Consider the following 25265-nt stretch of genomic DNA (forward strand, 5'->3'; position numbering starts at 1 on the left):
CGGCATATGCGAACATGTGGCCTTCGACATTCGCCTAATGGCTCGCGACTTCCCGTATGCGCCTGATCACGATTTGCCTTGCTGCCTTGCTGGTCCTGGTCCAGTACCCTTTGTGGCTGGGCAGGGGCGGCTGGCTGCGCGTCTGGGATTTTGACCAGCAGGTCGCCGAGGCCCGTCAAAAAAACCTCGAGCTCAAGGCGCGCAACGACAAGCTGGAATCCGAAGTGCGCGATTTGAAAACCGGCACCGGCGCCGTCGAGGAGCGTGCCCGCTACGAACTGGGCATGATCAAGGATAACGAAATCTTCATCCAGGTGCTCGAACCTGCCGACAAAACGCTCGCCCGCCAGACTACCTCCGCAGTGCCGCCACTGCGCTGATCCCGCTTTGCCGCAGGGCGCGGCACGAGATGCCTCACGTTACGCCTCACGTTGATTGAGTCCCACCTTTCTCGAAATTGCTAGTTGAGCAATATTTAATATTTTTTTACATTTATTGCTCAATGGATATTGCTCTGGAGTAATTTTCTGGGAAAATACAGAAAGTTGCCGGATTATCCGGTGCACGTACATGGATGCTTAATTGACGATGGCATGAACGCTGGATAGCAGGACGTATCCCCCTGGGAGGCAAGACCATGGTTTCCAATCACATAGACACGATGCGCAACCCGCGCAACTTGCATTCGCCCGCCTCGGCCGGGCCTGTGGAAATCCTGTCGAGCCTGGTTCCCGTCGCCGCCGGCGCTGCCAATGCCCAACTCGATGCTTTTGCCCTGCGCCTAGCGGATGCCCTGATGGCGTTTTCCGAACAAAGCCTTGAGTCCAAACAAGCCAATCTCTGTTTTACCGGCGCTGGTCTGCTGAGAAAAAATACCTACGCGTACTACCATCTGGCCACGTCCGCGATTGCCGACGCGCTGCGCCTGGAAATGCAGGCCGTACTGCAACAAATTCCGCAACAGCTCAGGCAGCAGGCGCCGGCCGAGGCCGTGAATGCCGAGCTGGCGTTGGTCTCCTACGAGGACATGGATAACAAGGTCCGGCTGGGGCATATTGCGCGTCCGATCGTGACCAGGCATGTCGAGTTGCTTGAGGCCTTGAATCTGCGTTTTGCCGCTTTGCTGGGGCGCGACGATTTTCAGTTGGCGCAAAATCCGTTTCGGCCCGAAGTCTTCCTGGGGGCACTGAACGCAGCCTGGGCCGATTTCAATCCGGAAGCCGAATCGCATCCATTGTTGCTCCCCCTGCTGCAGCCGGAAGTTTTTCTGGATATGGCGCCGATCCTGCAGGCGCTCAATGACGCCCTGGTTGGCCATGGCATCCTGCCGGCGCTGGGTGACTCCTATCGCATTCGCAAATCGACCAATTACGTTGCTGATCAAAAGCGCGAAGCGCAGATCGCCGAAGGCTTGCGGCGCATGTTGACAGGCGAGGGAGGCGCTCCGGCCGGTGGCGGCATGACGGGCATTGCGGACATTGCAGGTGGAATGGGTGGGATTGGTGGAATGGGCGGTGGCTTGCCAGGTGCCGGTGCGGCCGGTATTCCTGGCGGTGCGGGTGTGGCGGGCAATCTGCAAAGCCAGCTGCTGCAAGTGACGGCGGTCAGCAACCAGTTGATGGGATTTTTGGCGGGCATGCAAAAAACCATGCTGGATCGGCAGCTGGCTGGCGTCGGCAGCGGCGACCACGGCAGCACTGCGGTGCTGGCCGATATCAAGCGCCAGGCGCCGGCAGGCGCCTTGAGCCAGGTCGATGAAAACACCATCGACTTGCTCACCAGCGTGTTCGACCTGGTGTTCCGCGACCAGAACATCGCCACCGAGATGAAGTCGCTGATCGGCTTTCTCCAGGTGCCGGTGCTGAAGGCGGCCCTGATCGACAAGGATTTCTTTTTCAAGCAAGAGCACCCGGCGCGGCGCCTGGTTGAATCCCTGGCGCAATCGAGCATGGAGTGGGACGGGGCCAGCGGCCAGCAGGCGCCCGTGTACCAGACCATGAAGCGCATCGTCGAGCGGGTGCAGCAGGATTTCGACAAGCAGATGTCGGTGTTTTCCGAAGTGCTGTCGGAGCTGCAGGGTTTCATCCAGCAGGAAGAGTACGCCGCCACCGAGACGCTGCAGGCGCCGATCAGCAAGGCCTTGCGCAAGGAAAAAATTGGCCAGGCCACGAAAGTCGCAAAAAACGAAGTGGCCCTGCGCGTCGGCACCGGCGAAGTGGTCGCTTTTGTCGAGACCTTCCTGGAAAATAAATGGGTACCGGTGCTGACCGTGGCTTATACGCTGCAGGAAGAAAAGCCGACGGCGGTGCAAAATGCGGTCAGCACCATGGACGACCTGATCTGGAGCGTCAAGCCGAAGATCACCATGGCGCAGCGCAAGGAATTGCTGGCCAAGCTGCCATCCATCCTGGCGCGCCTGAACAAGTGGCTCACCGTCGTCAAATGGGAAGAGGCCGACCGCACGCGATTTTTTGCCGATCTGGCGGAGACGCACGCCTCGATCGTGCGTGCGCCGCTGCCGCTGACACCGGAGCGCCAGCTGGAACTGGCGGTGGCGGTGGCGAAGGAGGCAGCCGAGCGCCGCCTGGAAAAACAGGCCAGCGCCGCGCCGGAACCGCAGCCGGACGATTACGACGAACAGGTGAAAAATCTTGAGCGCGGTATCTGGCTTAATTTCACCGATGCGCACGGCGGCGCCATGAAAGCCAAGCTGTCATGGAGTAGCCCGATGAAGAGCCTGTTCATCTTTACCACGCACAGGAAAGAACAGACTTTCCAGCTGACCGATGCCGCGCTGGCGCAACGCCTGCGCGAAGGCAGCGTGCAGACGGTCTCGCTCGACCGCCTGGTAGACCGCGCGCTGGACCAGGTCTTCGCCAGCGGCGCCAACGACCCGGAGATCGCGAAAAAATCGGCAGCGTAGGGGCAGGGGCGCATGACGATCCGCCCTGCGTTTGCCTTTTAGTGCCGCGTCGGACTTGGCGCTTGCGTTGCATCCGCGCTGGCATCGGCGACGAACAGCCGGGCACAATCGATGCTGTCGAATTCATAGTGCTGGCCGCAGAAATCGCAGTCGATCGCCAGCTTGCCCAGTTCCGCCACGGCCAAGTCGATTTCTTCCTGTCCGAGCATCTTCAGCATGTTGCCGACCTTGTCGCGGCTGCAGTTGCAATGAAAGGCCGGCTGCTGCGGATCGAATACGCGGATCGACTCTTCCCAGAACAGCCGGTGCATCAGCGTGGCGGCGTCAGTGCGCAGCAATTCCTCGCTGCCCAGGGTCGAGCCCAGCGCCACGGTGCGGTTCCAGGTTTCCAGCGCGCCTTCCTCGGAGATTTCCGCACCGCCCAGGACCGGCAGTTTTTGCAGCAGCATGCCGCGCGCGATCTCGCCGTCGGCCGCCAGCCATAGTTTGGTGTCGAGCTGCTCGGAGCGCAGCATGTAGTTCTCGATGACGGTGGCAACCGAGTCGCCGTCGAGCGGCACGATACCCTGGTAGGGTTGCTGGCCGGGCAGCTTGTCCTTCGGATCGAGCGTGATGGCGAAGCGGCCGTTGCCGTGCGCGTTCACCAGTTGCTGCAGCAGGGCGCCATCGTCGATGATGGCGTCCGGCGCCAGCTTGGCGGTGGCGCGCATGCGCAGCTCGGCGTCGCACTCGACCACCAGCAGGCGCAGCGGGCCGTCGCCATGGATCTGCATGACGACGGCGCCGTTGAATTTCAGATTGGCCGACAGCAGCGCGGCGGCGGCCATCATTTCGCCCAGCACGTTGCGTACCGCAGGCGGATACGTGCGGTGCAACTGCACATGACGCCAGGTTTCGGAGAGTTCGACCAGCTCGCCGCGCACCGCGGCTTGCTCGAATATGAATTTTTGCAGCGTGTCCATACTGGGTTTCTATTGGCGCCGGCTTAGCCGATGCGCTTGAGGTTGTTCTTGAAATGCTGGCCGCGCTCGACGTAGTTGCTGGTGTTGCGGTGCATGCGGGCGATGTCTTCCTCGGAGAGGGTGCGCACCGCCTTGGCGGGCGAGCCGATGATGAGGCTATTGTCGGGGAATTCCTTGCCTTCGGTGACCAGCGCACCGGCGCCGACCAGGCAATTCTTGCCGATCTTTGCGCCATTCAGGATCACCGCCTGGATGCCCACCAGGCTGCCTTCGCCGATGCTGCAGCCATGCAGCATGGCCTGGTGGCCGACCGTGACATTCTTGCCGATGGTCAGCGGCTGGCCGGGGTCGGTATGCAAGACGCAGCCTTCCTGGACGTTGCTGTTTTCGCCGACCACGATCAATTCGTTGTCGCCGCGGATGGTGACCTCGAACCAGATGCTGGCATTGGCCTCGATCCTGGCCTTGCCGATGACGTTGGCCGATTCGGTGACGTAGGCGGAAGAATCGATCTGCGGGATGTGCTCGCCCAATTGGTAGATAGCCATGGATTTCCGTAGAATGGTTGGATTGATAGACACCAATAAACACCGACATTTTACCGTTCCTCGCATGACTGCACCGAATTCCGGCCAACTTGCCGAATATTTAACGAAATTGCCGACATTGCCGCGAGCATTGCCGGAATTGCGCCTGGCCGCCTTGCACTGGCTGGGCACGACGGATCCCGCGCAAAAAGCCGCCGGCGTGGCAGCCCTGCGGACGGCCTGGCAGGAGGGCACCGTGGCGCTGGCGGCGGCTGTGCAACTGCAGCCGACGCAGCGTATTCCAGGGCGCCCGGCGCAACCGCAGCTGATTGCGCCGCGCGCCCTGAAACACCGTTCGATGACATCGGTGGAAGGGCGTGCTGCCTTGATCCATGCCCTGGCGCACATCGAATTCAACGCCATCAACCTGGCGCTGGACGCGCTCTGGCGTTACGCCGGCATGCCGGCGGACTATTACGCCGACTGGCTGCAGGTGGCGGCGGAGGAAGCGCTGCATTTTTCCCTGCTGGCGGCACACCTGCAGACGCTCGGCTTTGCCTATGGCGACTTTCCGGCGCATGACAGCCTGTGGGAAATGGCGCAAAAGACCGAGGGCGATATCCTCGCCCGCATGGCGCTGGTGCCGCGCACGCTGGAAGCGCGCGGACTGGATGCGACACCGGCGGTGCGCGCCAAGCTGGCACAGGCCGGCGACCATGCGGCGGCGGCGATCCTCGACATCATCCTGCGCGACGAGATCGGCCATGTCGCCATCGGCAACCGCTGGTATGGCTGGCTGTGCGGCCAGCGCGGGCTCGACCCGCTGGCCGCGTATGCGCAACTGGCCGCCATCCACAAGGCGCCGCCGCTGCGCGGGCCATTCAACCTGGCAGCGCGCCGCCAGGCCGGCTTTACCGAAGCCGAACTGGCGCAGCTGCCGCAATGATGGCGCGCGCTCCCTTCGATGATTGGCCCCATCGGCGTCCCTTGTTGACCGCGCTGGCGCTGTCGCTGGGCGCCGCCGTCGCGCTCGGCATTGCGCGCTTTGCCTACGGCCTGCTGTTGCCGCCGATGCGCGCCGACCTCGGCTGGAGCTACTTCCTGGCCGGCGCCATGAATACCGCCAACGCCTTCGGTTACCTGCTGGGTGCGCTGGTCACGCCCTGGCTGCTGCGGCGTGTTTCGCCGCAGCGCCTGCTGGTCGCCGGCGCCATGTTGACCGGACTGTTCATGCTGGTGTCCGGCATGGTGACCGCCACCGGCGTGCTGCTGTCGCAACGCATCCTCGCCGGGGTTTCCAGTGCCTTCGTTTTTATCGCCGGCGGCATCCTGGCGGCGCGCCTGGGCGCTTTGCATTCCGGCCGTTCCGGCCTGCTGCTCGGCCTGTATTACGGCGGCACCGGTATCGGCATCGCCGCCTCGGCGCTGCTGGTGCCGGCTAGCCTGGCGCAGGCGGCTTCGCACGGCGCCGCGCATGGCTGGCAATGGCCCTGGCTGGTGCTGGGCGGCGTCTGCCTGCTGGCCACGGCGCTCATGGCGGCACCGCTGCGGGCGATTCCCGAGGCGCCGCAACAGGCGGGCGTGCAGCGGCCGTTCCAGTTGCGCGCGTTCGCGTTCGGCTTGCTCGGCTACTTCATGTTCGGCGTGGGCTACATCGGCTACATGACCTTCGTGGTCGCGCTGTTGCGCCAGCAAGGCATGGCCGCGCCGCTGATCACTGTGTTCTACGCCTTGCTCGGGCTGGCGGTGGTGGCCTCCTCGCGCATCTGGGCCGGCATGCTGGATCGTTTCAAGGGCGGCGAGTCGCTGGCGATCCTGAACGCCTTGCTGGGCATCGCCACTATCCTGCCGGCGCTGAGCGCGGCGGCGCCGCTGGTGTTCCTCTCGGGCCTGCTGTTTGGCGCCGTGTTCCTCTCGGTAGTGGCCTCGACCACCGCGCTGGTGCGGCACAACCTGCCGCCGCAATCCTGGTCGGCCGGCATCAGCGCCTTCACCACGGTGTTTGCCTTCGGCCAGATCGTCGGCCCCAGCACGGTCGGCTGGATCGCCGATCGCGCCGGCGGACTGGAGCAGGGCCTGGTGTTTTCGGCGCTGGCGCTGTTTGCCGGCGCCATACTGTCGATGCGGCAGCGTAGCTTGCTTAAAAATTAGTTCCCTTTTTAAACTTGATACACTTAAACGCGGCTGCTCATTCGTTCTATAGCATGGAGGAAAACTGGGAGGGATCGTCCTTGCCGGATTAATGGATTTTGGAAAGGATTGGCATGCAAAAGAAAACGCTGACGCTGGCCTTGCAGGGGGGCGGTTCCCACGGCGCCTTTACCTGGGGCGTGCTGGAGCGCTTGCTGGAAGACGAGCGCATCGAGATCGAAGGCATCAGCGGCGCCAGTGCCGGCGCCATGAACGCGGTGGCGCTCGCCCATGGCTGGACAATCGGCGGGCGCGAAGGCGCGCGCCAGGCACTGCAGGATTTCTGGGAGAGCGTCGCCGTCAAAAAACCCTTCAGCCTGCAGTCGGAAGACGCCTACACGGCGGAGAACATCGCCACGCATGCGCAGCCTTCACCCGGCATCAATGCGCTGCTGTCGCTGACGCGGTTCTTTTCGCCTTATCAGTGGAACCCTTTCGACATCAACCCCTTGCGCGACATGCTGGCCGCGCAAATCGACTTCGAGCGCCTGCGCGCCGAATGTCCCCTGAAACTGTTCATCGCCGCCACCCATGTCGGCAGCGGCACCCTCAAGCTGTTCCGCACCCGCCAGCTGACGCTGGACATGTTGCTGGCTTCGGCTTGCCTGCCATCCCTGCACCATGCGGTGGAAATCAACGGCGAAGCTTACTGGGATGGCGGCTTCACTGCCAATCCGCCGCTGTTCCCCTTGCTGCATCAATGCCAGGCGCGTGACATCATGGTGGTGTTGCTGCATTCGGCCAGGCATGCGGGCGTGCCGCAGTCGGTCAATGACATCCACACTCGCCTGACCGAGATCGGCTTCAATGCCGCCATCTCCACCGAACTGCAGGCGATTGCCCTGGCCCAGCGCGAAGCCAGGCGCGGCCTGTTCGCCTTCGGCCATCTGGAGCGACGCCTGCGCCATCTGCATATCCATTCCATCGCCTCCAGGGATTTCATGGGCCAGCTGACCACGCTGAGCCGCCTGAATACCGATGCGCTATTCCTGCAGGCGCTGCGCAGCGAGGGCCGCCAGCAAACCAGCCGCTGGCTCGATGAAAATTTCAAGCACATCGGCGCACGTTCCTCCTTCAGCCTGGCACGCTTTCTGCGGTGAATCCTGCGCTGAATTGCGCCAGGACGCGCGATGGGGCGTTTCCTGTATTACAATAGTACGATCGTTCTATTAGGACTCCCATGAAACCATCCCGGTCGGAATACCTGCCAGTGCGCGGCTTGCGCTACCACGTTCGCCACTGGGGCCGCGAAGATGCGCCCAAACTGTTCATGCTGCACGGCTGGATGGATGTCGCGGCGTCCTTCCAGTTCGTGGTCGATTGCCTGCAACAGGACTGGCATGTGATCGCGCCGGACTGGCGCGGCTATGGACTGTCCCAGCGCTCCGGCAGCGACAGTTACTGGTTCGCCGATTACCTCGGCGACCTCGATGCCATCCTCGACCACTACGCTCCCGGCGCGCCGGTCAACCTGCTCGGCCACAGCATGGGCGGCAACGTCGCCTGCATGTACGCCGGCGTGCGGCCGGAAAGAATCGCCCGGCTGATCAACCTGGAAGGCTTCGGCATGCCGCCGACCAAGCCGCAGCAGGCGCCGGGACGCTATGCCCAGTGGCTGGACGGATTGCGCCAGCCGCCGGCAATGCGTTCCTATGCGGGGCCGGCGGAAGTCATGGCGCGCCTGCAGAAAACCAACCCGCGCCTCACGGAGGAGCGCGCGGCGTTCCTGGCGCAGCACTGGGCTGCGCCGAATGCGGCAGGGCGCTGGGAGATCCTTGGCGACCCGGCGCACAAGTTGATCAGCCCGGTGCTGTACCATGTGGACGAGGCGCAGGCCTGCTGGGAGGAGATCGTCGCCCCGGTGTTGTGGGTGGAAGCCGCCGATACCGATATCTGGCGCTGGCTCGGCTCGAAGGAGCGCGCGCGTCCCGAAATCGACCGCCGCATCGCCACGATTGCGCATGTCACGACCGCGTCGATTCCTGATGCCAGCCACATGCTGCATCACGACCAGCCGCAATTGCTGGCCGAGTGCATCGAGGCGTTCCTGTTGCCGCATTGATTGTTTTAATGTAATGCATGGCGTCAGCGGTCGCATCGCAAGCCGCGTACAATGACGGCATGCCTATTTTTTTGAACAAGCCGTGCTGAACATCGATCTTCATTGCCATTCCAATGTGTCCGATGGTGTGCTGACGCCGGCGGCGGTGGCGGCGCGCGCGAAAGCGCAGGGGGTGGATGTCTGGGCCCTGACCGATCATGATGAACTGGATGGCATCGCCGAAGCCAGGGAGGCGGCGCTCGCGCTCGGCCTGCGTTATGTTCCCGGGGTGGAAATCTCTGTCACCTGGGGGGGCGAGACGGTACACATTGTCGGCTTGCAAATCGATGAAACCAATCCCGACCTGCAGCGCGGACTGGCGGCGACCCGCGGCGGCCGCGCCCAGCGCGCACAAGAGATGGCCGCGCAACTGGCGGCGGCCGGCATTCCGCACGCGTTCGAAGGGGCGCTGAAATTCGTCGGCAACCCGGACCTGATTTCGCGCACCCATTTTGCCCGCTACCTGGTCGAGATCGGCATCTGCGCGGATGTCAAGGACGTGTTCCGCAATTACCTCACCGAAGGCAAGCCCGGCTTCGTGCCGCACCGCTGGGCGAAGTTGCCGGACGCGGTGCGCTGGATCCGCGGCGCCGGCGGCATCGCCATCGTCGCCCATCCTGGCCGCTACAACTTCGGCGACTTGCAGCAGCATGCCATGCTGACCGAATTCAAACAGGCCGGCGGCGCCGGCATCGAAGTCGTCACCGGCAGCCACACCGCCGACCAGTACGATGTCTATGCGAAGGTGGCCGGCAATTACGGCTTGCTGGCTTCGCGCGGCTCCGATTTTCACGGGCCGGGCGAATCGCACATCGAGCTGGGCGCCTTGCCGCCGCTGCCGCGCTCGGTCACGCCGGTCTGGCATGACTGGAATCTCTGAGTAAAACGCAGATATTATTCTGAAAAACCTGAGGATAAATCACTCCGGCGCCTTGGATTTTGTGAAAAAATCCATAGCTTAGTCACATGGATTTTTAAAGGGGATTACACCATGAAACGAATTTTTCTGTTCATTGCCACCAACGTCGCCGTCATCGCGGTCATGACGGTGGTGCTCTCTGTGCTCGGCGTGGACAAGTTCCTGACCGCGCAGGGCCTGAACCTGCCGATGCTGATGGTGTTTTCGCTGGTGGTCGGTTTCACCGGTTCGATCATTTCGCTCTTGATCAGCAAGCCGATGGCGAAATGGTCCACCGGCGCGCAAGTGATCGAGGCGCCGTCCAATTCGACCGAATTCTGGCTGGTCGATACCGTCGGCAAACTGGCGCAAAAGGCTGGCATCGCCATGCCGGAAGTGGCGATCTATCAGGGTGAGCCGAACGCTTTTGCCACCGGCGCCTTCAAGAATTCGGCGCTGGTGGCGGTATCCACCGGCTTGCTCGAATCGATGACGCGCGAAGAAGTCGAAGCGGTGCTCGGCCACGAAGTCGCCCACGTCGCCAACGGCGACATGGTGACCATGGCCCTGATCCAGGGCGTGGTGAATACCTTCGTGGTGTTCCTCTCGCGCGTGGTCGGCTATGCCGTGGATCGCGCGTTGTCGAAGGGCGAGAGTGACAGCCCGGGCATCGGCTACATGGTGACTGTGGTGGTGTGCCAGATCGTCTTCGGTATCGCCGCTTCGATGATTGTCGCCTGGTTCTCGCGCCAGCGTGAATTCCGCGCCGACGCCGGCGCCGCGCAACTGCTGGGTGGTCCGAAGCCGATGATCCATGCACTGGCGCGCCTGGGCGGCCTGGAGCCAAGCAACCTGCCGCAATCGATGGCGGCGATGGGCATCGCCACTGAAAAGCCGGGCTTCATGGCGCTGTTTTCCAGCCACCCGCCGATCGAGCAGCGCATCGCCGCCTTGCGGGGCGGACGCTAAGATTTTTTCATGAGCCAGTTTTTCCAGATTCATCCCGACAATCCACAACTGCGCCTGATCAAGCAGGCGGCGCAGATCGTGCGCGCCGGCGGCATCGTCGCCTTGCCCACCGATTCCTGCTACGCCCTGTGCTGCCACCTGGATGACAAGGATGCGGTGACCAAACTGCGCCGCATCCGCGGCATCGACGACAAGCACCACCTGGCCTTACTGTGCCGCGACCTGAGCCAGATCGCCGAGTATGCGAAGGTGGACAACAGCCAGTACCGCCTGCTGAAGGCGGCCACGCCTGGGCCTTACACTTTCATCCTGGAAGCCACCAGGGAAGTGCCGCGCCGGGTCAGCCATCCTTCGCGCAAGACCATCGGCCTGCGCGTGCCGGAAAACCCGGTCGCCCTGGCGCTGCTGGAAGAATTGGGCGAGCCGCTGCTGGGGGCGACCCTGATCCTGCCGGACGACGCCCTGCCGCTGACCGACCCCGACCTGGTGCGCGAAAAGCTGGAGCGCCAGATCGAGCTGGTGATCGACGGCGGCGCCTGTGGCCTGGAAATGACCACCGTGATCGACCTTTCCGGCCCGGCGCCGGTGCTGCTGCGCCAGGGCAGGGGTGACGCCGCCATGTTCGGCTTGTAGGTCGTCCGGCGAATTGGCCGGAAGTTGGGCTCCTGTGGCAGCCGTCTGCTAAAATCCGCTGATGAACGAAACTATCCAGAACTTCGCCGTCTACGTACTGCCCATTCTTTTTGCCATTACCCTGCACGAAGCTGCGCATGCCTACGCCGCCAGATATTTTGGCGACGCCACCGCCTACCTGCAGGGGCGCATGAGCCTGAATCCGGTGCGCCACATCGATCCGGTGGGCACGCTGCTGATTCCCATCGTGCTGTATTTCGTCGGCAGCCCCTTTCTGTTCGGCTATGCCAAGCCGGTGCCGGTGGAGTGGGGCAAGCTGCGCAATCCCAAGCGCGACATGGCCTGGGTGGCGCTGGCCGGCCCTGCCGCCAACCTGCTGATGGCGCTGCTGTGGATGCTGTTTTCCATCGCACTGGTGGCGTTTCAGGTCAATGAAGTATTTTTCCTGAAGATGGCGCAGGCCGGTGTCGTGGTCAACCTGGTGATCTTTGCCTTTAACCTGTTTCCGGTGCCGCCGCTGGATGGCGGCCGCGTCATGTTCAGCATCCTGCCCAACCGCCTCGCCTACAAATACGGCCGCCTCGAACCCTACGGGTTCTTCATCGTGCTGGGGCTGCTGTTTTTACAGGTATTGAAATTCTGGATGATACCGGTCATGATCGCCGCCCAGACCGTGTTGCAACTACTGGTATCCCCCTTGACCTTTTTGCTGAGTTAATCCATCACCATGTTTCCCGATCGTGTCGTTTCCGGCATGCGCCCCACGGGCGCCCTCCATCTGGGCCATTACCATGGCGCCTTGAAAAACTGGGTGAAGATGCAGGCTGAAGTGCCTTGCCTGTTTTTCGTCGCCGACTGGCACGCCCTGACCACACATTACGAAGACCCGGCGCAGATCGAGGCCAGCACCTGGGACATGGTGATCGACTGGCTGGCCGCCGGCGTTGATCCGGCCAAAGCGACCATCTTCATCCAGTCGCAGGTGCCGCAGCACGCCGAGCTGCACCTGCTGCTGTCGATGATGACGCCGCTGGGCTGGCTCGAGCGCGTGCCGACCTACAAGGACCAGCAGCAAAAGCTGGCCGACCGCGACCTCTCGACCTACGGCTTCCTTGGCTATCCGCTCTTGATGTCGGCCGACGTGCTGCTGTACCGCGCCAGCATGGTGCCGGTCGGCGAAGACCAGATTCCGCACGTCGAGATCACCCGCGAAATCGCCCGCCGCTTCAACCACATGTACGGCAAGGAAGCCGGCTTTGCCGAGAAGGTGCAGGAGGCGATCAAGAAACTGGGCGGCAAGCAGGGCAAGCAATACGATGCCCTGCGCACCGCCTACCAGGAGCAGGGCAAGCACGAGGCGCTGGACGAGGCGCACGCCTTGCTCGACGCCGCGCAAAGCATCAGTGGCGCCGACCGCGAGCGCCTGTTCGGCTACCTTGCCGGCAGCCGCAGGATCATTCTGCCCGAGCCGCAGGTGCGCCTGACGGAATCTTCGCGCCTGCCGGGGCTGGATGGCCAGAAGATGTCCAAAAGCTATGGCAACGCCATCGCCCTGCGCGAGGATCGCGAGACCGTGAGCAAGAAGCTGCGCACCATGCCGACCGACCCGGCGCGCATCCGTCGCACCGATCCGGGCAACCCGGAAAAGTGCCCGGTGTGGCAGTTGCACCAGGTGTATTCCGATGCAGCCACCAAGGAGTGGGTGGTGAAGGGCTGCACCTCCGCCGGCATCGGCTGCATCGAATGCAAGCAGCCGGTGATCGATGGCGTGCTGAAGGAACAGGAGCCGATGCGCGAACGCGCCCAACGCTACCTGGACGAGCCGAAACTGGTGCGCGACATCGTTGCCGACGGTTGCGGCAAGGCGCGCGCGCTGGCCGAGGAAACCATGCGCGACGTGCGCGAGGCGATGGGCCTCGGCTATCGCAGCTGATCGCCGCCAGGGGTGGTGGTCTTGACCATTCCGGGTGCACTGCCGCCGGACTTTTTTCATCGGATTTGCCTGCCCGAAGCCCCCCATACGGGCAGGCGATCCGCTACAATCGTAGCTTTCCACCTTTTCGTTTTCAAATCATCATGATTCAGGGCAGCATAGTAGCGATCGTCACCCCCATGCATGCGGATGGCAGCCTGGATTTGCCAGGCTTGCGCAATCTGATCGACTGGCATATCGCCGAAGGCACCGACGGCATCGTCATCGTCGGCACCACCGGCGAATCGCCGACCGTTTCGGTCGAGGAACATTGCGAACTGATCAAGGTGGCAGTTGAACATGTCGCCAAACGCATTCCCGTGATCGCCGGTACCGGCGGCAACTCGACTGCCGAAGCGATCGAGCTGACCCGCTACGCGAAGGAAGTCGGCGCCGATGCCTCGCTGCAGGTGGTGCCTTACTACAATCGCCCCACCCAGGAAGGCATGTACCAGCATTTCCGCAAGATCGCCGAGGCGGTGAACTTGCCGGTGATCCTGTATAACGTGCCGGGCCGTACCGTGGCCGACATGAGCAACGACACCATCGTGCGCCTGGCCCAGGTGCCGGGCGTTATCGGCGTCAAGGATGCGACCGGCAACCTCGCCCGCGGCACCGACCTGCTGCGGCTGGCGCCGAAATCCTTTGCCGTGTATTCCGGCGACGATGCGACCGCGATGGCGCTGATGTTCTGCGGCGCCAAGGGCAATATTTCCGTCACGGCGAATATCGCGCCGCGCGCCATGCATGAATTGTGCGTGGCCGCCATGCAGGGCGAAATCGCCAAGGCCATCGAGATCAACAACCGCATGCTGCCCTTGCATAACAAGCTGTTTGTCGAACCCAATCCGGTGCCGCTCAAATGGGCCATGGTCGAGATGGGCAAGATCCCGTCCGGCATCCGCCTGCCGCTGGTTGCGCTGGCGCCGGAATATCATGAAACTGTCCGCAAGGCACTGCGCGAAGCGTCTGTATTACAATAAGAAGCGCCTGGTGATGCTTTGCATCCTGATCTTGTCCGGTTTTTAACCCGTATCCATATGATTATTCGCAAGAACCTACTTTCATTGCACGCTACTAATTTCACTCGCACCCTGTTGGGCGCGGCGATCCTCACCGGCATGGTTGGCTGCAGCGGTTCGCTGAGCTCGGTGCTGGAACCGGAGCGGGTCGATTACAAGAGCGCGAGCAAGGCGCCGACCAAGTCGCTGGAAATTCCGCCAAACCTGACGCAATTGCAGCGCGATAATCGTTATGCGGTTGGTGACAACCGCGGCATCGCAACCGCTTCCGGCTACAGCCTGCAGCAGGCGAATACTGCCGGTGCCGGCACTGGCGCGAGCGCCCAGGTCATCGCTCCCGCGGTGGCGGCCGACATGCGCGTTGAGCGCGCCGGCAACCAGCGCTGGCTGGTGACCAAGAAGTCGCCGGAAGTCTTGTGGCCGCAAATCAAGGATTTCTGGCAGGAGGGCGGTTTCCTGATCAATGTCGAAATGCCTGAAGTCGGCGTGATGGAAACCGACTGGGCGGAGAAGCGCCTGAACGTGCCGCAGGGTACGGTGCGCGGTTTCCTCGCCAAGGCGCTGGATACTGCCTATGATGCCGGCGTGCGCGACAAATTCCGTACCCGTCTGGAGCGTGCCCCTGACGGCAGCACGGAAATCTACATCAGCCATCGCGGCGCCGAGGAAGTCTTTGCCGGTACCTCCAACAGTGGTCCGGCGACGACGTCCTGGGTTAGCCGTGCTTCCGATCCGGAACTGGAAGCGCAAATGCTGGGCCAGATGATGACCCGCCTGGGTGCGGAGGAGGTCCGCGCCAAGGCCGTGGTCGCCAATGCTTCGCCGATCCAGTTGCGTTCCCGTTTGCTCAAGGGTGAGGGCGGCTCATATGTCGAGGATAATGAAGGCTTCGACCGCGCTTGGCGCCGCGTCGGCCTGGCGCTCGACCGCGTCGGCTTTACTGTGGAAGACCGTGACCGCTCGCAGGGCCTGTATTTCGTGCGCTACGTCGACCAGGACAAGGATGCGAAGGACAAGGCGGCGGGTGAGAAGGGCTTCTTCTCCAAGCTGTTGTCGTTCGGCGACAAGGACGATCCGAAGTCGGCGCAACGCTATCGCATCTCGGTCAAGGAAACCGCTGGCGTCAGCCGCATCCAGGTACTCGATGGCGAAGGTCGTCCTGACACTTCGGCGACTGCCGGCAGGATTCTCACGCTGCTGAACGACCAGCTGAAATAAGCATCGCTGCAGTCTTCTGCATGAATGCCGCCCGCTTTGCGGGCGGCATTTTCACTTGGTGCGCCTGGATTTTGCCGGGTGGGTCAGGTGGGGCGGATTGGCCAGGCGGATTGTGTGATGGGATGGGGATGAAAATCAGGACAAAAAAAAGCCGACCCGAAGGTCGGCTTTTTCATGATGCTGTACTGTACTGATTACTTAGCCACGGTGGTGGTGGTTTCAGCAGCAGTAGTGGTAGCTTCAGCAGCAGTAGTGGTGGTTTCTGCAGCAGTAGTAGTCGTTTCAGCAGCGGTGGTGGTTTCAACCGGAGCAACAGCAGGTGCTTCTTCTTTTTTGCCGCAAGCGACCAGAGTCAGGGCGAACAGGGAGGCGATCAGCAGATTCTTTTTCATGGATTTTTCCTTCGAAATTTAAACAGGTTTGCGATGAATATTTGCGATGAATAATTACCGGTAATTATCGCTCTTACTTTAGGGCGTTTTCGCAAGCTTACTGACCGATGGTGCAGTGCGACACAGCGAAACCTTCCTAACTCGACATTATAACGGGTTTTGCTATGGAATGATAAAAACGATTCCTACTGGTAAGTTATTTTTGTAGGCAAACAACAGTGAGTGCCTGATGCCAATCATTACGCCAATTCCAGCCAACCATCGACATACCACTGGTGCAGGGTTTCCAGTACATCCGTTGATGCTGCGGCCAGCACGGCGCCTTCCAGCTGGCGGTCGTTGGCCAGTGCCAGCAAGGGCGTCTTTTCGGCGCGGCCGGCCATGAAGGATTCGCCGTTGATGAAAATGTGCTTGCCGCGGTAAAGCATCTGGGTCTTGCGCGACAGCTTGATGCCGCGCTTGCCGGCTGCTTCGATGAAACGCGCCAGGCTCAGGGGCCGTGCCAGCGGCTTGAAATAAACGCTGGCCTTGGGTTCGGACAGGTATTCGCCGAGGAAGATGGCGATATCCTCTTCTTCGAAGGTAATCTTGTGCAATTCCTGCTGTACCCGCTGCAGCATGGCCGTGCCGATCTCGGCCGGCGCGCGTGCCGGCGTCAGGTCGGGGTCGGCATAGCGGCCTGGCAGTTCGATGGTGTCCGTCATGAATTGCAGGAAGGCTTCGCCGAGTTCCTGCCAGGCGGGGGCACGGAAGCCGATCGAATACGTCATGCACTCGCCGATCGCCACACCGTCATGCGCATAGTGTGGCGGCAGGTACAGCATGTCGCCGGGTTCCAGCACGAATTCCTGCTCCGGCGTGAAATTCTTCAGGATCTTCAGCGGCATGCCTTCCACCACGGACAGGTCTTGTTGGGCGCCGATGCGCCAGCGCCGCTGGCCCTGTGCCTGCAGCAGGAAGACGTCGTAGGAATCGAAGTGCGGGCCGACGCCGCCGCCATCGGTGGCGTAGCTGATCATCAGGTCGTCAAGCCGGGCATCGGGGATGAAGTTGAATTGGCGCAGCAGCCGCTCGGCGGCGTCCAGGTGCAGGTTGACGCCTTGCACCAGCAGGGTCCAGTCCTTTTTGCTGAAGGCGGGCGGCTGGCTCACCGGGCCGTGCGCCATTTCCCAGTGCTGGTCGAAATGCGTGATCAGGCGCGACTCGACATCTTCCTGCTGCGCCAGCTTCAACAGCGCCTCGCGCTTGAGCAGGGGCTTGAAGCCGGGGATTGCCTGGCGCACCAGCAAGGGCTTCTTGTGCCAGTATTCGCGCAAAAAGCGCGCGGGCGTGATGTCGCCCAGGAGTGTGAGGTTTTTCATGGCGCTCATTATATAGCGGCGCCCGCGCTGTATTCGCGGCTTTTTCTGAGGGTGGAGCGGCAGATTGGTATAATTCCGGCCATCGTCCAATGAAAGGAAATGTGGCCATGAAGATTGCCCAGAATGCCGTAGTCACCCTGAACTACACCCTGTCAGATGCGCAAAACAATCTGATCGAAGAAAGCCGTGAACCGATGGTGTACCTGCATGGCGGCTACAACAACACCTTGCCGAAAATCGAGGAAGCGCTGGAAGGCCAGCAAGCCGGCTACAAGGTCACCATCCAGGTCGAGCCGGAAGACGCTTTTGGCGAATACGATCCCGAGCTGGTCAAGATCGAAGACCGCAAGCTTCTGCCGACGCCGCTGGAACTGGGCATGCAGTTCGAAGGTTCGCCCGAGGCCGACGACGAGCAGCAGGAGTCGCTGATTTTCACCGTGACCGAGATTGCCGATGACAAGGTAGTCCTGGACGGCAATCATCCGCTCGCCGGCATCGCGCTACGCTTCAGCCTGGATGTGGTCGAAGTGCGCGCTGCCAGCGACGAGGAAGTGGCGCACGGTCATGTGCACGGCGCGCATGGCCATCATCATGGTCACGACGACGATGAAGAAGGCGATGACGGCGAGTTTCGCAGCATCCCGGTGCACTGATTTTTAATCGCGCGCCGGATTGGCTGACTTGCCGGCGGCGACGCTGAACAAGACCGGCTGGGCCGGCGTCACCTGGACGCTGAGCCAGTCGGATGCCACCGCCAGGTCGCCCAGATTGCCTTTCCAGCGGATAGCCGGCGCGCGCTGCTTGCCGGCCCGTGATTGCTGGTTATGCACCAGCAGTATCTTTCCCGGGTAGCCGGCGGCAAGGCTGGCAAGTTGCCGCCGCGTTTCGCGGAAGCCGTCGCGCCGGACGTTGTCTTCCTCCTGCGGGAAGAGCGGATTGCCGTCGCAGAAAATCACGATGCCCGGGTATTGTTTGCGTTTGGCATACATCACGACGCGCTGCAGCCAGTCGCGGTTGGCCACCAGCCTGTCTTCGAATTCGCTGTTGCGGCCGGCGGCGTTGAGAAAACGATTGTTGTTGGCCGGTAGATTGAGCGTGGCAAACATGATGTTGCCGATTTCCCAGCGGGCGTTTTCCACGTAATCGCGGAATTTCGGATTGGCCGACTGGCGGATCAGCGGAATGCGCGTGGCGCCGAACGACAGATCGTCGGCGAAAAACAGTTCCCGCAGGCGATGCAGTCGCTCCAGCGCGGCCGGCCTGCCGTCGCGGTAGCGGCAATCGCTCCAGTCGCTCTCCGCCACCGAGACCACCAGCCCATGCCTGGCCTGGTTCAGCAGCGTGCGGCGCTGCGCGTAGAGTTCATCGTCGCAGGGCTCGATGGCGGACTTGATGCCGCCGACCACCACGAAGGCCAGGTTTTCCCGGTCCGTTTCCGCCAGTGCCTCACGCAATCCCGTTTCGTCGGCCAGGGCGTCGCCGAAAGGATGGGCGACGTAGCCGAAGGCGAATTTTTCCTCGGCGCCTGCGGCCGGGCCGGTCAGCGCAAGGCAGGCTGCCAGCAGGCATGCGAGGCGCCCGCCTTTCATGTGCGCCCGCCTTCCAGTTGCTTCAGCTTGTACAGGGCGTCCAGCGCTTCGCGCGGCGACATGGCATCGGGATCGAGCCCGGCCAGGGCGGCGCGCAGGGCGGCCGCCTGCTCATTGGCCAGTTCTGCCGCGGCGTCCGCCGGCACATCGGGCGCTGCAGCTTCTGGCATGTTGCCGCTGAACAGGTCGAACTGCGGCGTGGCTTGCAGCGAACTGGACTCCAGTGCCGCCAGATGCTTGCGCGCGGCGCGGATGACGGGCGCCGGCACGCCGGCCAGTTGCGCCACCTGCAGGCCGTAGCTTTGCGAGGCCGGGCCGGCCTGCACTGCGTGCAGGAAGACGATGCTGTCCTTGTGCTCGATGGCCGACAGGTGCACGTTGGCGCAGGTCGAATGGGTTTCCGGCAGCTGGGTCAGTTCGAAGTAATGGGTGGCGAACAGCGTGAAGCTCCTGGTGGCATCGATCAGGTGGCGCGCGATCGCCCACGCCAGCGCCAGGCCATCGAAGGTGGAGGTGCCGCGGCCGACTTCATCCATCAGCACCAGCGAATGTTCTGTTGCGCCGTTGAGGATGGCGGCCGATTCGGTCATCTCGACCATGAAGGTGGAACGGCCGCCGGCGAGGTCGTCGGCGGCGCCGATGCGGGTGAAGATACGGTCGATCGGGCCGATGGTGGCGTGGCTGGCCGGCACGAAGCTGCCCATGTAGGCCAGCAGCGTGATCAGCGCCACCTGGCGCATGTAGGTCGATTTGCCGCCCATGTTGGGGCCAGTGATCAGCAGCAGCTTGCATTCGTCCGACAGTGCGCAGTCGTTGGCGATGAAGCGCTCGATCTGGTTTTCCACTACCGGGTGGCGGCCCTGGCCGATCGAGATCACCGGTTCGTCCACCAACTGCGGCGCGCACCAGTTGTGCGCCAGCGCATGCGTGGCCAGCGCTGCCAGCGCATCGAGCTGCGCGGTGGCGTGGGAGATCGCCTGCATGATGCCGATGTGCGGGGCGAGGGCGGTGAGCACTTGCTCGTAGAGGAATTTTTCGCGTGCCAGCGCGCGTTCCTGCGCCGACAGCGCCTTGTCCTCGAACGCCTTCAGTTCCGGCGTGATGTAGCGTTCGGCATTCTTCAGGGTCTGGCGGCGGCGGTAGTCTTCCGGCACCTTGTCGGTCTGGCCGTGCGTGACTTCGATGTAGAAGCCGTGCACCTTGTTGTATTCGACGCGCAGGTTGGCAATGCCGGTGCGGGCGCGTTCGCGGGTTTCCAGGTCCACCAGGAACTGCCCGGCGTTTTCCGACAGGCCGCGCAATTCGTCGAGATCGGCATCGAAGCCGCGCGCGATCACGCCGCCATCGCGCACCAGCGCCGCCGGTTCCAGCGCGATGGCGCGCTCCAGCAGGTCGAGGCATTCGGTCGGGTCGGCCAGGTCGGCCTGGATCGCATGCAGGAGCGGCGCTTCGGCGTCGCGCGTGCACATGCCGACATAGGCGCGCAACGAGGGCAGGTGCTGCAGGCCGGCGCGCAGGCCGGCAAGGTCGCGCGGGCGTGCCGACAGCAGCGCCACGCGGGTGGTGATGCGTTCGATGTCGGGCACCGCCGCCAGTGTCGAGGCCAGGCCCGAGCAGGCATCGTTGCGCATCAGGGCATTGATGGCGGCATGGCGCGCGCGTGCGACCTGCTGGTCGCGCCGGGCATGGTGGGTCCAGTGGCGCAGCAGGCGCGAGCCCATCGCGGTGCGACAGTGGTCGAGCGTGGAAAACAGGGTCGGCGCGGCGCCCGCGCTATCCTGGCCGCGCAGGGTTTCGGTCAGCTCCAGGTTGCGCCGGGTCGCCGCATCCAGGCCGATGAATTCCGTTTCCGATTCGACCGTCAGGCTGCGTACGTGCCGCAGGCCGCGGCCCTGGGTCGACTGGGCATAGCGCAGCAGGGCGCCGGCGGCGCCAATGGCCGCGCCCAGGTGCTCGGCGTCGAAGCCGGCCAGCGTGCCGACTTCGAGCTGCTCGAGCAGGGCTTTCCTGCCATTGGCGAGATCGAAGTGCCAGGCCGGCACGCCGGTGCGCCGCGCCGCCAGGGTATTGCCGGGGGCGGAGAACAGTTCATCCTGGGCGTCTTCGGCCACCAGCACCTCGGCCGGGCCGATGCGTTCGAGTTCCTGGCGCAGGCGCGCATCGAGCGCTTTTTGCTCGCAGGAGAATTCCATCATCTTGAGGGCGCCGCTGGCCAGCGACAGCCAGGCCAGGCCGACCGTGAAGGTCTTGCGCTGGCTGAGCTGGCACAGCGCCAGCAGCGGGCGCTCGGCCTTTTCCGGCAGCAGGTCGGCATCGGTCAGGGTGCCGGGCGTGATTACCCGGATTACCTTGCGCTCGACCGGCCCCTTGCTGGTGGCGGGGTCGCCGATCTGTTCGCAGATGGCGACCGACTCGCCCAGCCTGATCAGGCGCGCCAGGTATTGTTCCGCCGAATGGAAGGGCACGCCGGCCATCTTGACCGGGATGCCGTTGGAAGAGCCGCGCTGGGTCAGCGTGATGCCGAGCAGGCGCGATGCTTTTTCGGCATCGTCGAAAAACAGCTCGTAGAAATCGCCCATGCGGTAGAACAGCAGGGTGGTGGGGTGGTCCGCCTTGATGCGCAGGAACTGCTGCATCATTGGTGTGTGTTTATCTAGCTCAGCCATGATTTGTGAAATTTGATCCAACATGGATCGGCGCGACAAAACCTGCCATTTTACTCTGCGTCGCCAGCCAGCAGCACGTGAAATTCCGCGCCGTGCCCGCGCGCATGGCGCTGCAGGCTGGGGTCGGGCCATACCCGGCGAGTATGGCGCAGTACGGCAATGATATTAGACGCATGAACAGTTCGTCACTAAGATGCTCCCGCGATCATTGACTTCAGCACAAGATCAGCAATCAAAAAATCCTAAAAGGAGCAGACATGAGCATGCAGTATGCAATCCCGGATCTCATCGACCGGGCCAAGTTGACGCCGTTTCAGTGGCGTGTTTTCACCCTTTGCTTTTTGGTCGCCATTTTCGATGGCTTCGATACGCAAGCCATTGCCTTTACCGCGCCGGCGCTGATCCAGGCTTTCGGCCTCGGCCCGGGCGCACTGGCGCCGGTCATGACTGCGGGAACGGTCGGCATGGTGCTGGGCGCCATGACGCTGGGCCTGCTGGGCGACAAGATCGGCCGCCGTCCGGTCATTCTCGGCGCCGTCGCGCTGTTCGGTACCGCCACGCTGGCGACGGCATTTGCCGCTACCACGGAGCAGATCCTGGTCTTCCGCTTTCTCGCCGGTCTCGGCATGGGCGGTGCAACGCCAGTGCTGCTGTCGCTTGCCGGTGAATATGGTCCTGCCAAGAAGCGCGGCACCATCATGACCACGGTCTTGCTGGGCTTGCCTGCCGGCGCCATCCTCGGTGGCTTGCTGGCGGCGAAGATGCTGCCGGTGATTGGCTGGCAGGGCATTTTTGCCGTCGGCGGGGTGGTGCCGCTGTTGTTGCTGGTGGTGCTTTTCTTTGCATTGCCGGAGTCGCTGCATTTCCTGGCGCGTCATCCAAGCGCCGCCGGCACCGAAAAGATCCAGCGCATCATCGCCAAAATCGTGCCGCAGCCAATTGCTGCGAATGCCAAATTCACTGTCCCTGAACTGGAAGTGAAAACCGGTATTGCGTCGCTGTTTGCCGATGGGCTGGCACGCAACACCGTCGCGATCTGGACGATCTACCTGTTCAACTGGGTGGCATGGTTCATGTTCCTGTCCTGGTTGCCGACGGTGCTGAAAGCCACCGGTTTGCCGGCGACGCAAGCGCCCATGGGGACGGTTGCCGTCAACGCCGTGTTCGTTGCCTGTGCTATTCCGCTGTCGATCATTTTGCCAAAAATGAATACCCGCCTGTTGCTGCTGGCGATGTTTGTCTTCGGTATCGCCTTGAGCGTTGGCCTGTCCTACAGCGGCACCAACTGGACCCTGGTGTTCGTTCTCGCGGCTGCCGCCGGCCTGGGTATCGGTGGTCAGCAGATTGTTCTCAACTACATGGTGGCCGAGGCTTATCCGACCGCCTTGCGTGCCACGGCGACGGGCTGGGCGATTGCCCTGGGCCGTGTCGGCGCCATCGTCGGTTCGGCCAGCGGCGGCTGGTTCCTCGAGCATGGTGGCCCTTCGGGCTTCTACATGGCGCTGGTTCTGCCGCTGGCGGTTGCCGCAGCCGGGCTTGCGCTGATCAAGCCGGTTGGCGCGGTCGACAAGAATGCGCTTGCAGCCGCGCATTGATGGCAGCTTTGCCGCGCTAGCGGCATGATGGAGGGACATGATCGAGGGGCGCGGCAAAAATCTCAGGATTTTTGCCGCAGCCCCTCGATCAGTTTACGCAGTTGCAGCAAGTCGGTGGAGTCATTATCGGCGCGAACGTTCATGATGACCGGCGAGCTCACATCCTTTTCCACCAGCCCGCGATAGACCACGTCGTCGCGTTGCAGCCGCTGTACCGAACTGGGGACCAGTGTGACGCCGACGCCGGCCGCGACCAGCCCGATCGCGGTCTGCATTTCATTGACGTCGATGACGCTGCCCAGGCTCAGATCGTGCGTACGGAACTGTTGCAGGACATGGTCCGCGTAACTCGGCCGCGGCCGCGCCGGATACAGGATGAAGGGCTCGGCGGCCAGCTGCGACAGGCGCAGCCGTTTGAATTTCAGCAGCGGATGCCTGGCCGACAGCGCGGCAACCAGCGGCTCTTCGACGATGACCTCGCAGTGCAGTTGGGGATCATCGAGCGGCAGCCTGCCGAAGCCGACATCGATGCGCCCGGCTTTCAGCGCTTCTGCCTGCTGGATCGAAGTCATTTCCGAGAGAACCACCTCCACTTCCTGGTTGGCAAGGCGATATTGCCGAATGATCTCGGGCAGCACGCCGTAGAGCGCCGATGGCACGAAGCCGATGCCCAACCAGCGGCGTTGGCCCTGGCTGATCCGGCGCGTTGCCTCCTGCGCTTCATTGATTCTCGATAGAAGCTGGGAGCACTGTTCAAGAAAGAATGTGCCGGCCTTCGTCAGTGCCAGCGGCCGGGCATTGCGGTCGATGAGCGTCGCGCCGAGTTCTTCCTCGAGCTGGCGAATCTGGCGTGACAGGGGCGGCTGGGCGATGTGCAGCTGTTCGGCGGCGCGCGTGAAGTTCAGGGTATTCCCCAAAGCTTCGAAATAACGCAGGTGACGGATTTCCATCTATACCTCCTGGGTATCGTTCTGTATTGAAATGATATTAGACGCATCCTCCTGCGGCAACTACTATTCTATTCAACTATTGATCACCGAATCCGCATACTTATGAGCACAAAACTGGCAACTGAAAAAGTATCGATCACTTCACTTGAGGCGGTGATCGTCGATTTGCCGACGATCCGCGAACACAAGCTGGCGATGACCACCATGCAGCGGCAGACCCTGGTGATACTGCGCCTGCGTTGCGAAGACGGTATCGAAGGCCTGGGCGAAGCCACCACGATCGGCGGCCTGGCCTATGGCGACCAGAGCCCGGAAACGATCAAGCTGGCCCTGGACCACTACATCGCCCCGCTGGTGACCGGCATGGATGCGCGCAGCGTGAACGCCGTCATGGCGCATGTGGGCAAGTCGGTGCAGGGCAATGCGCTGGCCAAGTCGGCGCTGGAAACTGCCTTGCTGGATGCGCAGGGCAAGCGTCTCGGCGTGCCGGTGCATGCCTTGCTGGGCGGCGCCGTGCGTAACGCGCTGCCGGTGCTGTGGACACTGGCCAGCGGCGACAGCGCCCGCGACATCGCCGAAGCCAAAGAAATGCTGGAAGTCAGGCGCCACAATGTCTTCAAGCTCAAGATCGGCAAGCGCGCTCCGCTGGAAGATGTCGCCCACGTCGCCGCGATCAAGGCGGCCCTGGGCGACCGCGCCCAGCTGACCGTCGATATCAACCAGGCATGGAGCGAGGCGATCGCCACCCGCCATATCCCCGATCTGGTGGATGCCGGCGTGATGCTGATCGAGCAACCGATCATCCGCAGCAATCGCCGCGGCATGGCGCGCCTGACGCAACGTTTTGAAGTTCCCATGATGGCGGATGAAGGCGTGCAGAACGCCGTCGATGCCTTCGACTATGCCGCAGATGGCGCGTGCAGTGTCATTGCGCTGAAGATCGCCAAATCCGGTGGTCCGCTGGCGACCATGCGCACCGCGACCGTGGCGCACGCCGCCGGCATCGGCTGCTACGGCGGCACGCTGCTGGAAGGCACCATTGGCAGCATCGCCTCGGCGCATGTCTTTGCCGCCTGCGAAAACCTGGAATGGGGCACCGAATTGTTCGGCCCCTTGCTGGTGAAGGATGACATCGTGGTCGAACGCGCCACCGTCAATAATTTTGAACTTGCAGTACCGAATTTGCCTGGCTTGGGTGTGTCTATTGATGAAGACAAGCTGGCATTTTACCGGCGCGACCGCTAACAGGTTGCCCTAGTTGCGGCCGCGTGCGGGTGCATGATGCCGCCTTATTTTC

23 protein-coding genes are annotated in these 25265 nt (G+C 62.6%); 16 read left to right on the forward strand and 7 right to left on the reverse strand.

Annotated elements, in window-relative coordinates; translation table 11 throughout:
* Positions 1-56 precede the first annotated feature (56 nt).
* The gene (gene ftsB, locus D3878_RS00420; RefSeq protein WP_119783676.1) at positions 57-380 is read left to right on the forward strand and encodes a cell division protein FtsB; all 324 of its coding nucleotides are present in this window, start codon (positions 57-59) and stop codon (positions 378-380) included.
* A gap of 257 nt (positions 381-637) precedes the next feature.
* Positions 638-2923 (forward strand): DUF1631 family protein, encoded by a 2286-nt coding sequence (locus D3878_RS00425; RefSeq protein WP_119783677.1) that lies wholly within the window; start codon positions 638-640, stop codon positions 2921-2923.
* Between the two features lie 38 nt (positions 2924-2961).
* Here the strand turns inward: D3878_RS00425 and hslO are convergent, their stop codons facing one another.
* Together hslO and D3878_RS00435 are read right to left on the reverse strand one after the other, a co-directional pair.
* Entirely contained in the window at positions 2962-3885 is a 924-nt protein-coding gene (gene hslO, locus D3878_RS00430; RefSeq protein WP_119783678.1) for an Hsp33 family molecular chaperone HslO, read from the reverse strand.
* 23 nt (positions 3886-3908) lie between these two features.
* Entirely contained in the window at positions 3909-4433 is a 525-nt protein-coding gene (locus D3878_RS00435) for a gamma carbonic anhydrase family protein (RefSeq protein ID WP_119783679.1), read from the reverse strand.
* A gap of 64 nt (positions 4434-4497) precedes the next feature.
* Here D3878_RS00435 and D3878_RS00440 point away from each other — a divergent pair, with 64 nt between their 5' ends.
* From D3878_RS00440 to bamC, 11 genes are all read left to right on the forward strand, one after another.
* On the forward strand, positions 4498-5358 hold the full coding sequence (locus tag D3878_RS00440) for a ferritin-like domain-containing protein (RefSeq protein WP_119783680.1): 861 nt from the start codon (positions 4498-4500) through the stop codon (positions 5356-5358).
* Entirely contained in the window at positions 5355-6563 is a 1209-nt protein-coding gene (locus D3878_RS00445; protein ID WP_119783681.1) for a YbfB/YjiJ family MFS transporter, read from the forward strand. The genes D3878_RS00440 and D3878_RS00445 overlap by 4 nt, the downstream gene beginning before the upstream one ends.
* A gap of 113 nt (positions 6564-6676) precedes the next feature.
* Complete coding sequence (locus tag D3878_RS00450) at positions 6677-7702, forward strand: patatin-like phospholipase family protein (protein WP_119783682.1); 1026 nt, start codon at positions 6677-6679, stop codon at positions 7700-7702.
* Between the two features lie 80 nt (positions 7703-7782).
* Positions 7783-8664 (forward strand): alpha/beta fold hydrolase, encoded by an 882-nt coding sequence (locus D3878_RS00455; protein ID WP_119783683.1) that lies wholly within the window; start codon positions 7783-7785, stop codon positions 8662-8664.
* Between the two features lie 82 nt (positions 8665-8746).
* Entirely contained in the window at positions 8747-9583 is an 837-nt protein-coding gene (locus D3878_RS00460; protein WP_119783684.1) for a 3',5'-nucleoside bisphosphate phosphatase, read from the forward strand.
* Positions 9584-9694: 111 nt separating this feature from the next.
* Entirely contained in the window at positions 9695-10570 is an 876-nt protein-coding gene (gene htpX, locus D3878_RS00465) for a protease HtpX (RefSeq protein ID WP_119783685.1), read from the forward strand.
* Positions 10571-10579: 9 nt separating this feature from the next.
* Positions 10580-11203, forward strand: coding sequence for an L-threonylcarbamoyladenylate synthase (locus D3878_RS00470; RefSeq protein WP_119783686.1), 624 nt, complete (start codon positions 10580-10582; stop codon positions 11201-11203).
* Between the two features lie 61 nt (positions 11204-11264).
* Positions 11265-11921: a site-2 protease family protein gene (locus D3878_RS00475; protein WP_119783687.1), complete on the forward strand. Its 657-nt coding sequence runs from the start codon at positions 11265-11267 to the stop codon at positions 11919-11921.
* A gap of 9 nt (positions 11922-11930) precedes the next feature.
* Positions 11931-13136, forward strand: coding sequence for a tryptophan--tRNA ligase (locus D3878_RS00480; protein WP_119783688.1), 1206 nt, complete (start codon positions 11931-11933; stop codon positions 13134-13136).
* A 143-nt stretch (positions 13137-13279) separates the two neighbouring features.
* Positions 13280-14158, forward strand: a complete 879-nt coding sequence (gene dapA, locus D3878_RS00485; RefSeq protein ID WP_119783689.1) for a 4-hydroxy-tetrahydrodipicolinate synthase — start codon at positions 13280-13282, stop codon at positions 14156-14158.
* 57 nt (positions 14159-14215) lie between these two features.
* Positions 14216-15415 carry an outer membrane protein assembly factor BamC gene (gene bamC, locus D3878_RS00490; RefSeq protein WP_119783690.1) on the forward strand — a complete coding sequence of 400 codons (1200 nt, stop codon included), beginning with the start codon at positions 14216-14218 and terminating at the stop codon, positions 15413-15415.
* A 194-nt stretch (positions 15416-15609) separates the two neighbouring features.
* On the opposite strand, the gene D3878_RS00495 is transcribed toward bamC, so the two are convergent.
* Positions 15610-15807, reverse strand: coding sequence for a hypothetical protein (locus tag D3878_RS00495; protein ID WP_119783691.1), 198 nt, complete (start codon positions 15805-15807; stop codon positions 15610-15612).
* 239 nt (positions 15808-16046) lie between these two features.
* Complete coding sequence (locus D3878_RS00500) at positions 16047-17168, reverse strand: cupin domain-containing protein (protein WP_119783692.1); 1122 nt, start codon at positions 17166-17168, stop codon at positions 16047-16049.
* 107 nt (positions 17169-17275) lie between these two features.
* On the opposite strand from D3878_RS00500, the gene D3878_RS00505 reads away from it, so the two are divergent.
* Entirely contained in the window at positions 17276-17821 is a 546-nt protein-coding gene (locus D3878_RS00505; protein WP_119783693.1) for an FKBP-type peptidyl-prolyl cis-trans isomerase, read from the forward strand.
* 3 nt (positions 17822-17824) lie between these two features.
* Here the strand turns inward: D3878_RS00505 and D3878_RS00510 are convergent, their stop codons facing one another.
* Positions 17825-18757 (reverse strand): hypothetical protein, encoded by a 933-nt coding sequence (locus tag D3878_RS00510; RefSeq protein ID WP_119783694.1) that lies wholly within the window; start codon positions 18755-18757, stop codon positions 17825-17827.
* Complete coding sequence (mutS, locus tag D3878_RS00515) at positions 18754-21447, reverse strand: DNA mismatch repair protein MutS (RefSeq protein WP_233556183.1); 2694 nt, start codon at positions 21445-21447, stop codon at positions 18754-18756. The genes D3878_RS00510 and mutS overlap by 4 nt, the downstream gene beginning before the upstream one ends.
* A 233-nt stretch (positions 21448-21680) precedes the next feature.
* Here mutS and D3878_RS00520 point away from each other — a divergent pair, with 233 nt between their 5' ends.
* Complete coding sequence (locus D3878_RS00520) at positions 21681-23018, forward strand: MFS transporter (protein ID WP_119783695.1); 1338 nt, start codon at positions 21681-21683, stop codon at positions 23016-23018.
* A gap of 62 nt (positions 23019-23080) precedes the next feature.
* On the opposite strand, the gene D3878_RS00525 is transcribed toward D3878_RS00520, so the two are convergent.
* Entirely contained in the window at positions 23081-23968 is an 888-nt protein-coding gene (locus tag D3878_RS00525) for a LysR family transcriptional regulator (protein ID WP_119783696.1), read from the reverse strand.
* Between the two features lie 102 nt (positions 23969-24070).
* Between D3878_RS00525 and D3878_RS00530 the strand changes: the two genes are divergently transcribed.
* Positions 24071-25213: a muconate/chloromuconate family cycloisomerase gene (locus D3878_RS00530; RefSeq protein ID WP_119783697.1), complete on the forward strand. Its 1143-nt coding sequence runs from the start codon at positions 24071-24073 to the stop codon at positions 25211-25213.
* Positions 25214-25265: the final 52 nt, after the last annotated feature.

This window comes from Noviherbaspirillum sedimenti (assembly GCF_003590835.1).
GTDB classification, from domain to species: domain Bacteria; phylum Pseudomonadota; class Gammaproteobacteria; order Burkholderiales; family Burkholderiaceae_D; genus Paucimonas; species Paucimonas sedimenti.

Excerpts from the sequence above, each read along its gene's own strand:
- mutS (WP_233556183.1), bottom strand. The coding sequence starts at position 21,447 with ATGTTGGATCAAATTTCACAAATCATGGCTGAGCTAGATAAACACACA.
- ftsB (WP_119783676.1), top strand. The coding sequence starts at position 57 with ATGCGCCTGATCACGATTTGCCTTGCTGCCTTGCTGGTCCTGGTCCAG.
- D3878_RS00470 (WP_119783686.1), top strand. The coding sequence starts at position 10,580 with ATGAGCCAGTTTTTCCAGATTCATCCCGACAATCCACAACTGCGCCTG.
- D3878_RS00510 (WP_119783694.1), bottom strand. The coding sequence starts at position 18,757 with ATGAAAGGCGGGCGCCTCGCATGCCTGCTGGCAGCCTGCCTTGCGCTG.
- D3878_RS00440 (WP_119783680.1), top strand. The coding sequence starts at position 4,498 with ATGACTGCACCGAATTCCGGCCAACTTGCCGAATATTTAACGAAATTG.
- D3878_RS00455 (WP_119783683.1), top strand. The coding sequence starts at position 7,783 with ATGAAACCATCCCGGTCGGAATACCTGCCAGTGCGCGGCTTGCGCTAC.
- D3878_RS00505 (WP_119783693.1), top strand. The coding sequence starts at position 17,276 with ATGAAGATTGCCCAGAATGCCGTAGTCACCCTGAACTACACCCTGTCA.
- dapA (WP_119783689.1), top strand. The coding sequence starts at position 13,280 with ATGATTCAGGGCAGCATAGTAGCGATCGTCACCCCCATGCATGCGGAT.
- D3878_RS00520 (WP_119783695.1), top strand. The coding sequence starts at position 21,681 with ATGAGCATGCAGTATGCAATCCCGGATCTCATCGACCGGGCCAAGTTG.
- D3878_RS00425 (WP_119783677.1), top strand. The coding sequence starts at position 638 with ATGGTTTCCAATCACATAGACACGATGCGCAACCCGCGCAACTTGCAT.
- D3878_RS00445 (WP_119783681.1), top strand. The coding sequence starts at position 5,355 with ATGATGGCGCGCGCTCCCTTCGATGATTGGCCCCATCGGCGTCCCTTG.
- htpX (WP_119783685.1), top strand. The coding sequence starts at position 9,695 with ATGAAACGAATTTTTCTGTTCATTGCCACCAACGTCGCCGTCATCGCG.
- D3878_RS00450 (WP_119783682.1), top strand. The coding sequence starts at position 6,677 with ATGCAAAAGAAAACGCTGACGCTGGCCTTGCAGGGGGGCGGTTCCCAC.
- D3878_RS00525 (WP_119783696.1), bottom strand. The coding sequence starts at position 23,968 with ATGGAAATCCGTCACCTGCGTTATTTCGAAGCTTTGGGGAATACCCTG.
- D3878_RS00435 (WP_119783679.1), bottom strand. The coding sequence starts at position 4,433 with ATGGCTATCTACCAATTGGGCGAGCACATCCCGCAGATCGATTCTTCC.
- hslO (WP_119783678.1), bottom strand. The coding sequence starts at position 3,885 with ATGGACACGCTGCAAAAATTCATATTCGAGCAAGCCGCGGTGCGCGGC.
- D3878_RS00500 (WP_119783692.1), bottom strand. The coding sequence starts at position 17,168 with ATGAAAAACCTCACACTCCTGGGCGACATCACGCCCGCGCGCTTTTTG.
- D3878_RS00495 (WP_119783691.1), bottom strand. The coding sequence starts at position 15,807 with ATGAAAAAGAATCTGCTGATCGCCTCCCTGTTCGCCCTGACTCTGGTC.
- D3878_RS00480 (WP_119783688.1), top strand. The coding sequence starts at position 11,931 with ATGTTTCCCGATCGTGTCGTTTCCGGCATGCGCCCCACGGGCGCCCTC.
- D3878_RS00475 (WP_119783687.1), top strand. The coding sequence starts at position 11,265 with ATGAACGAAACTATCCAGAACTTCGCCGTCTACGTACTGCCCATTCTT.
- bamC (WP_119783690.1), top strand. The coding sequence starts at position 14,216 with ATGATTATTCGCAAGAACCTACTTTCATTGCACGCTACTAATTTCACT.
- D3878_RS00530 (WP_119783697.1), top strand. The coding sequence starts at position 24,071 with ATGAGCACAAAACTGGCAACTGAAAAAGTATCGATCACTTCACTTGAG.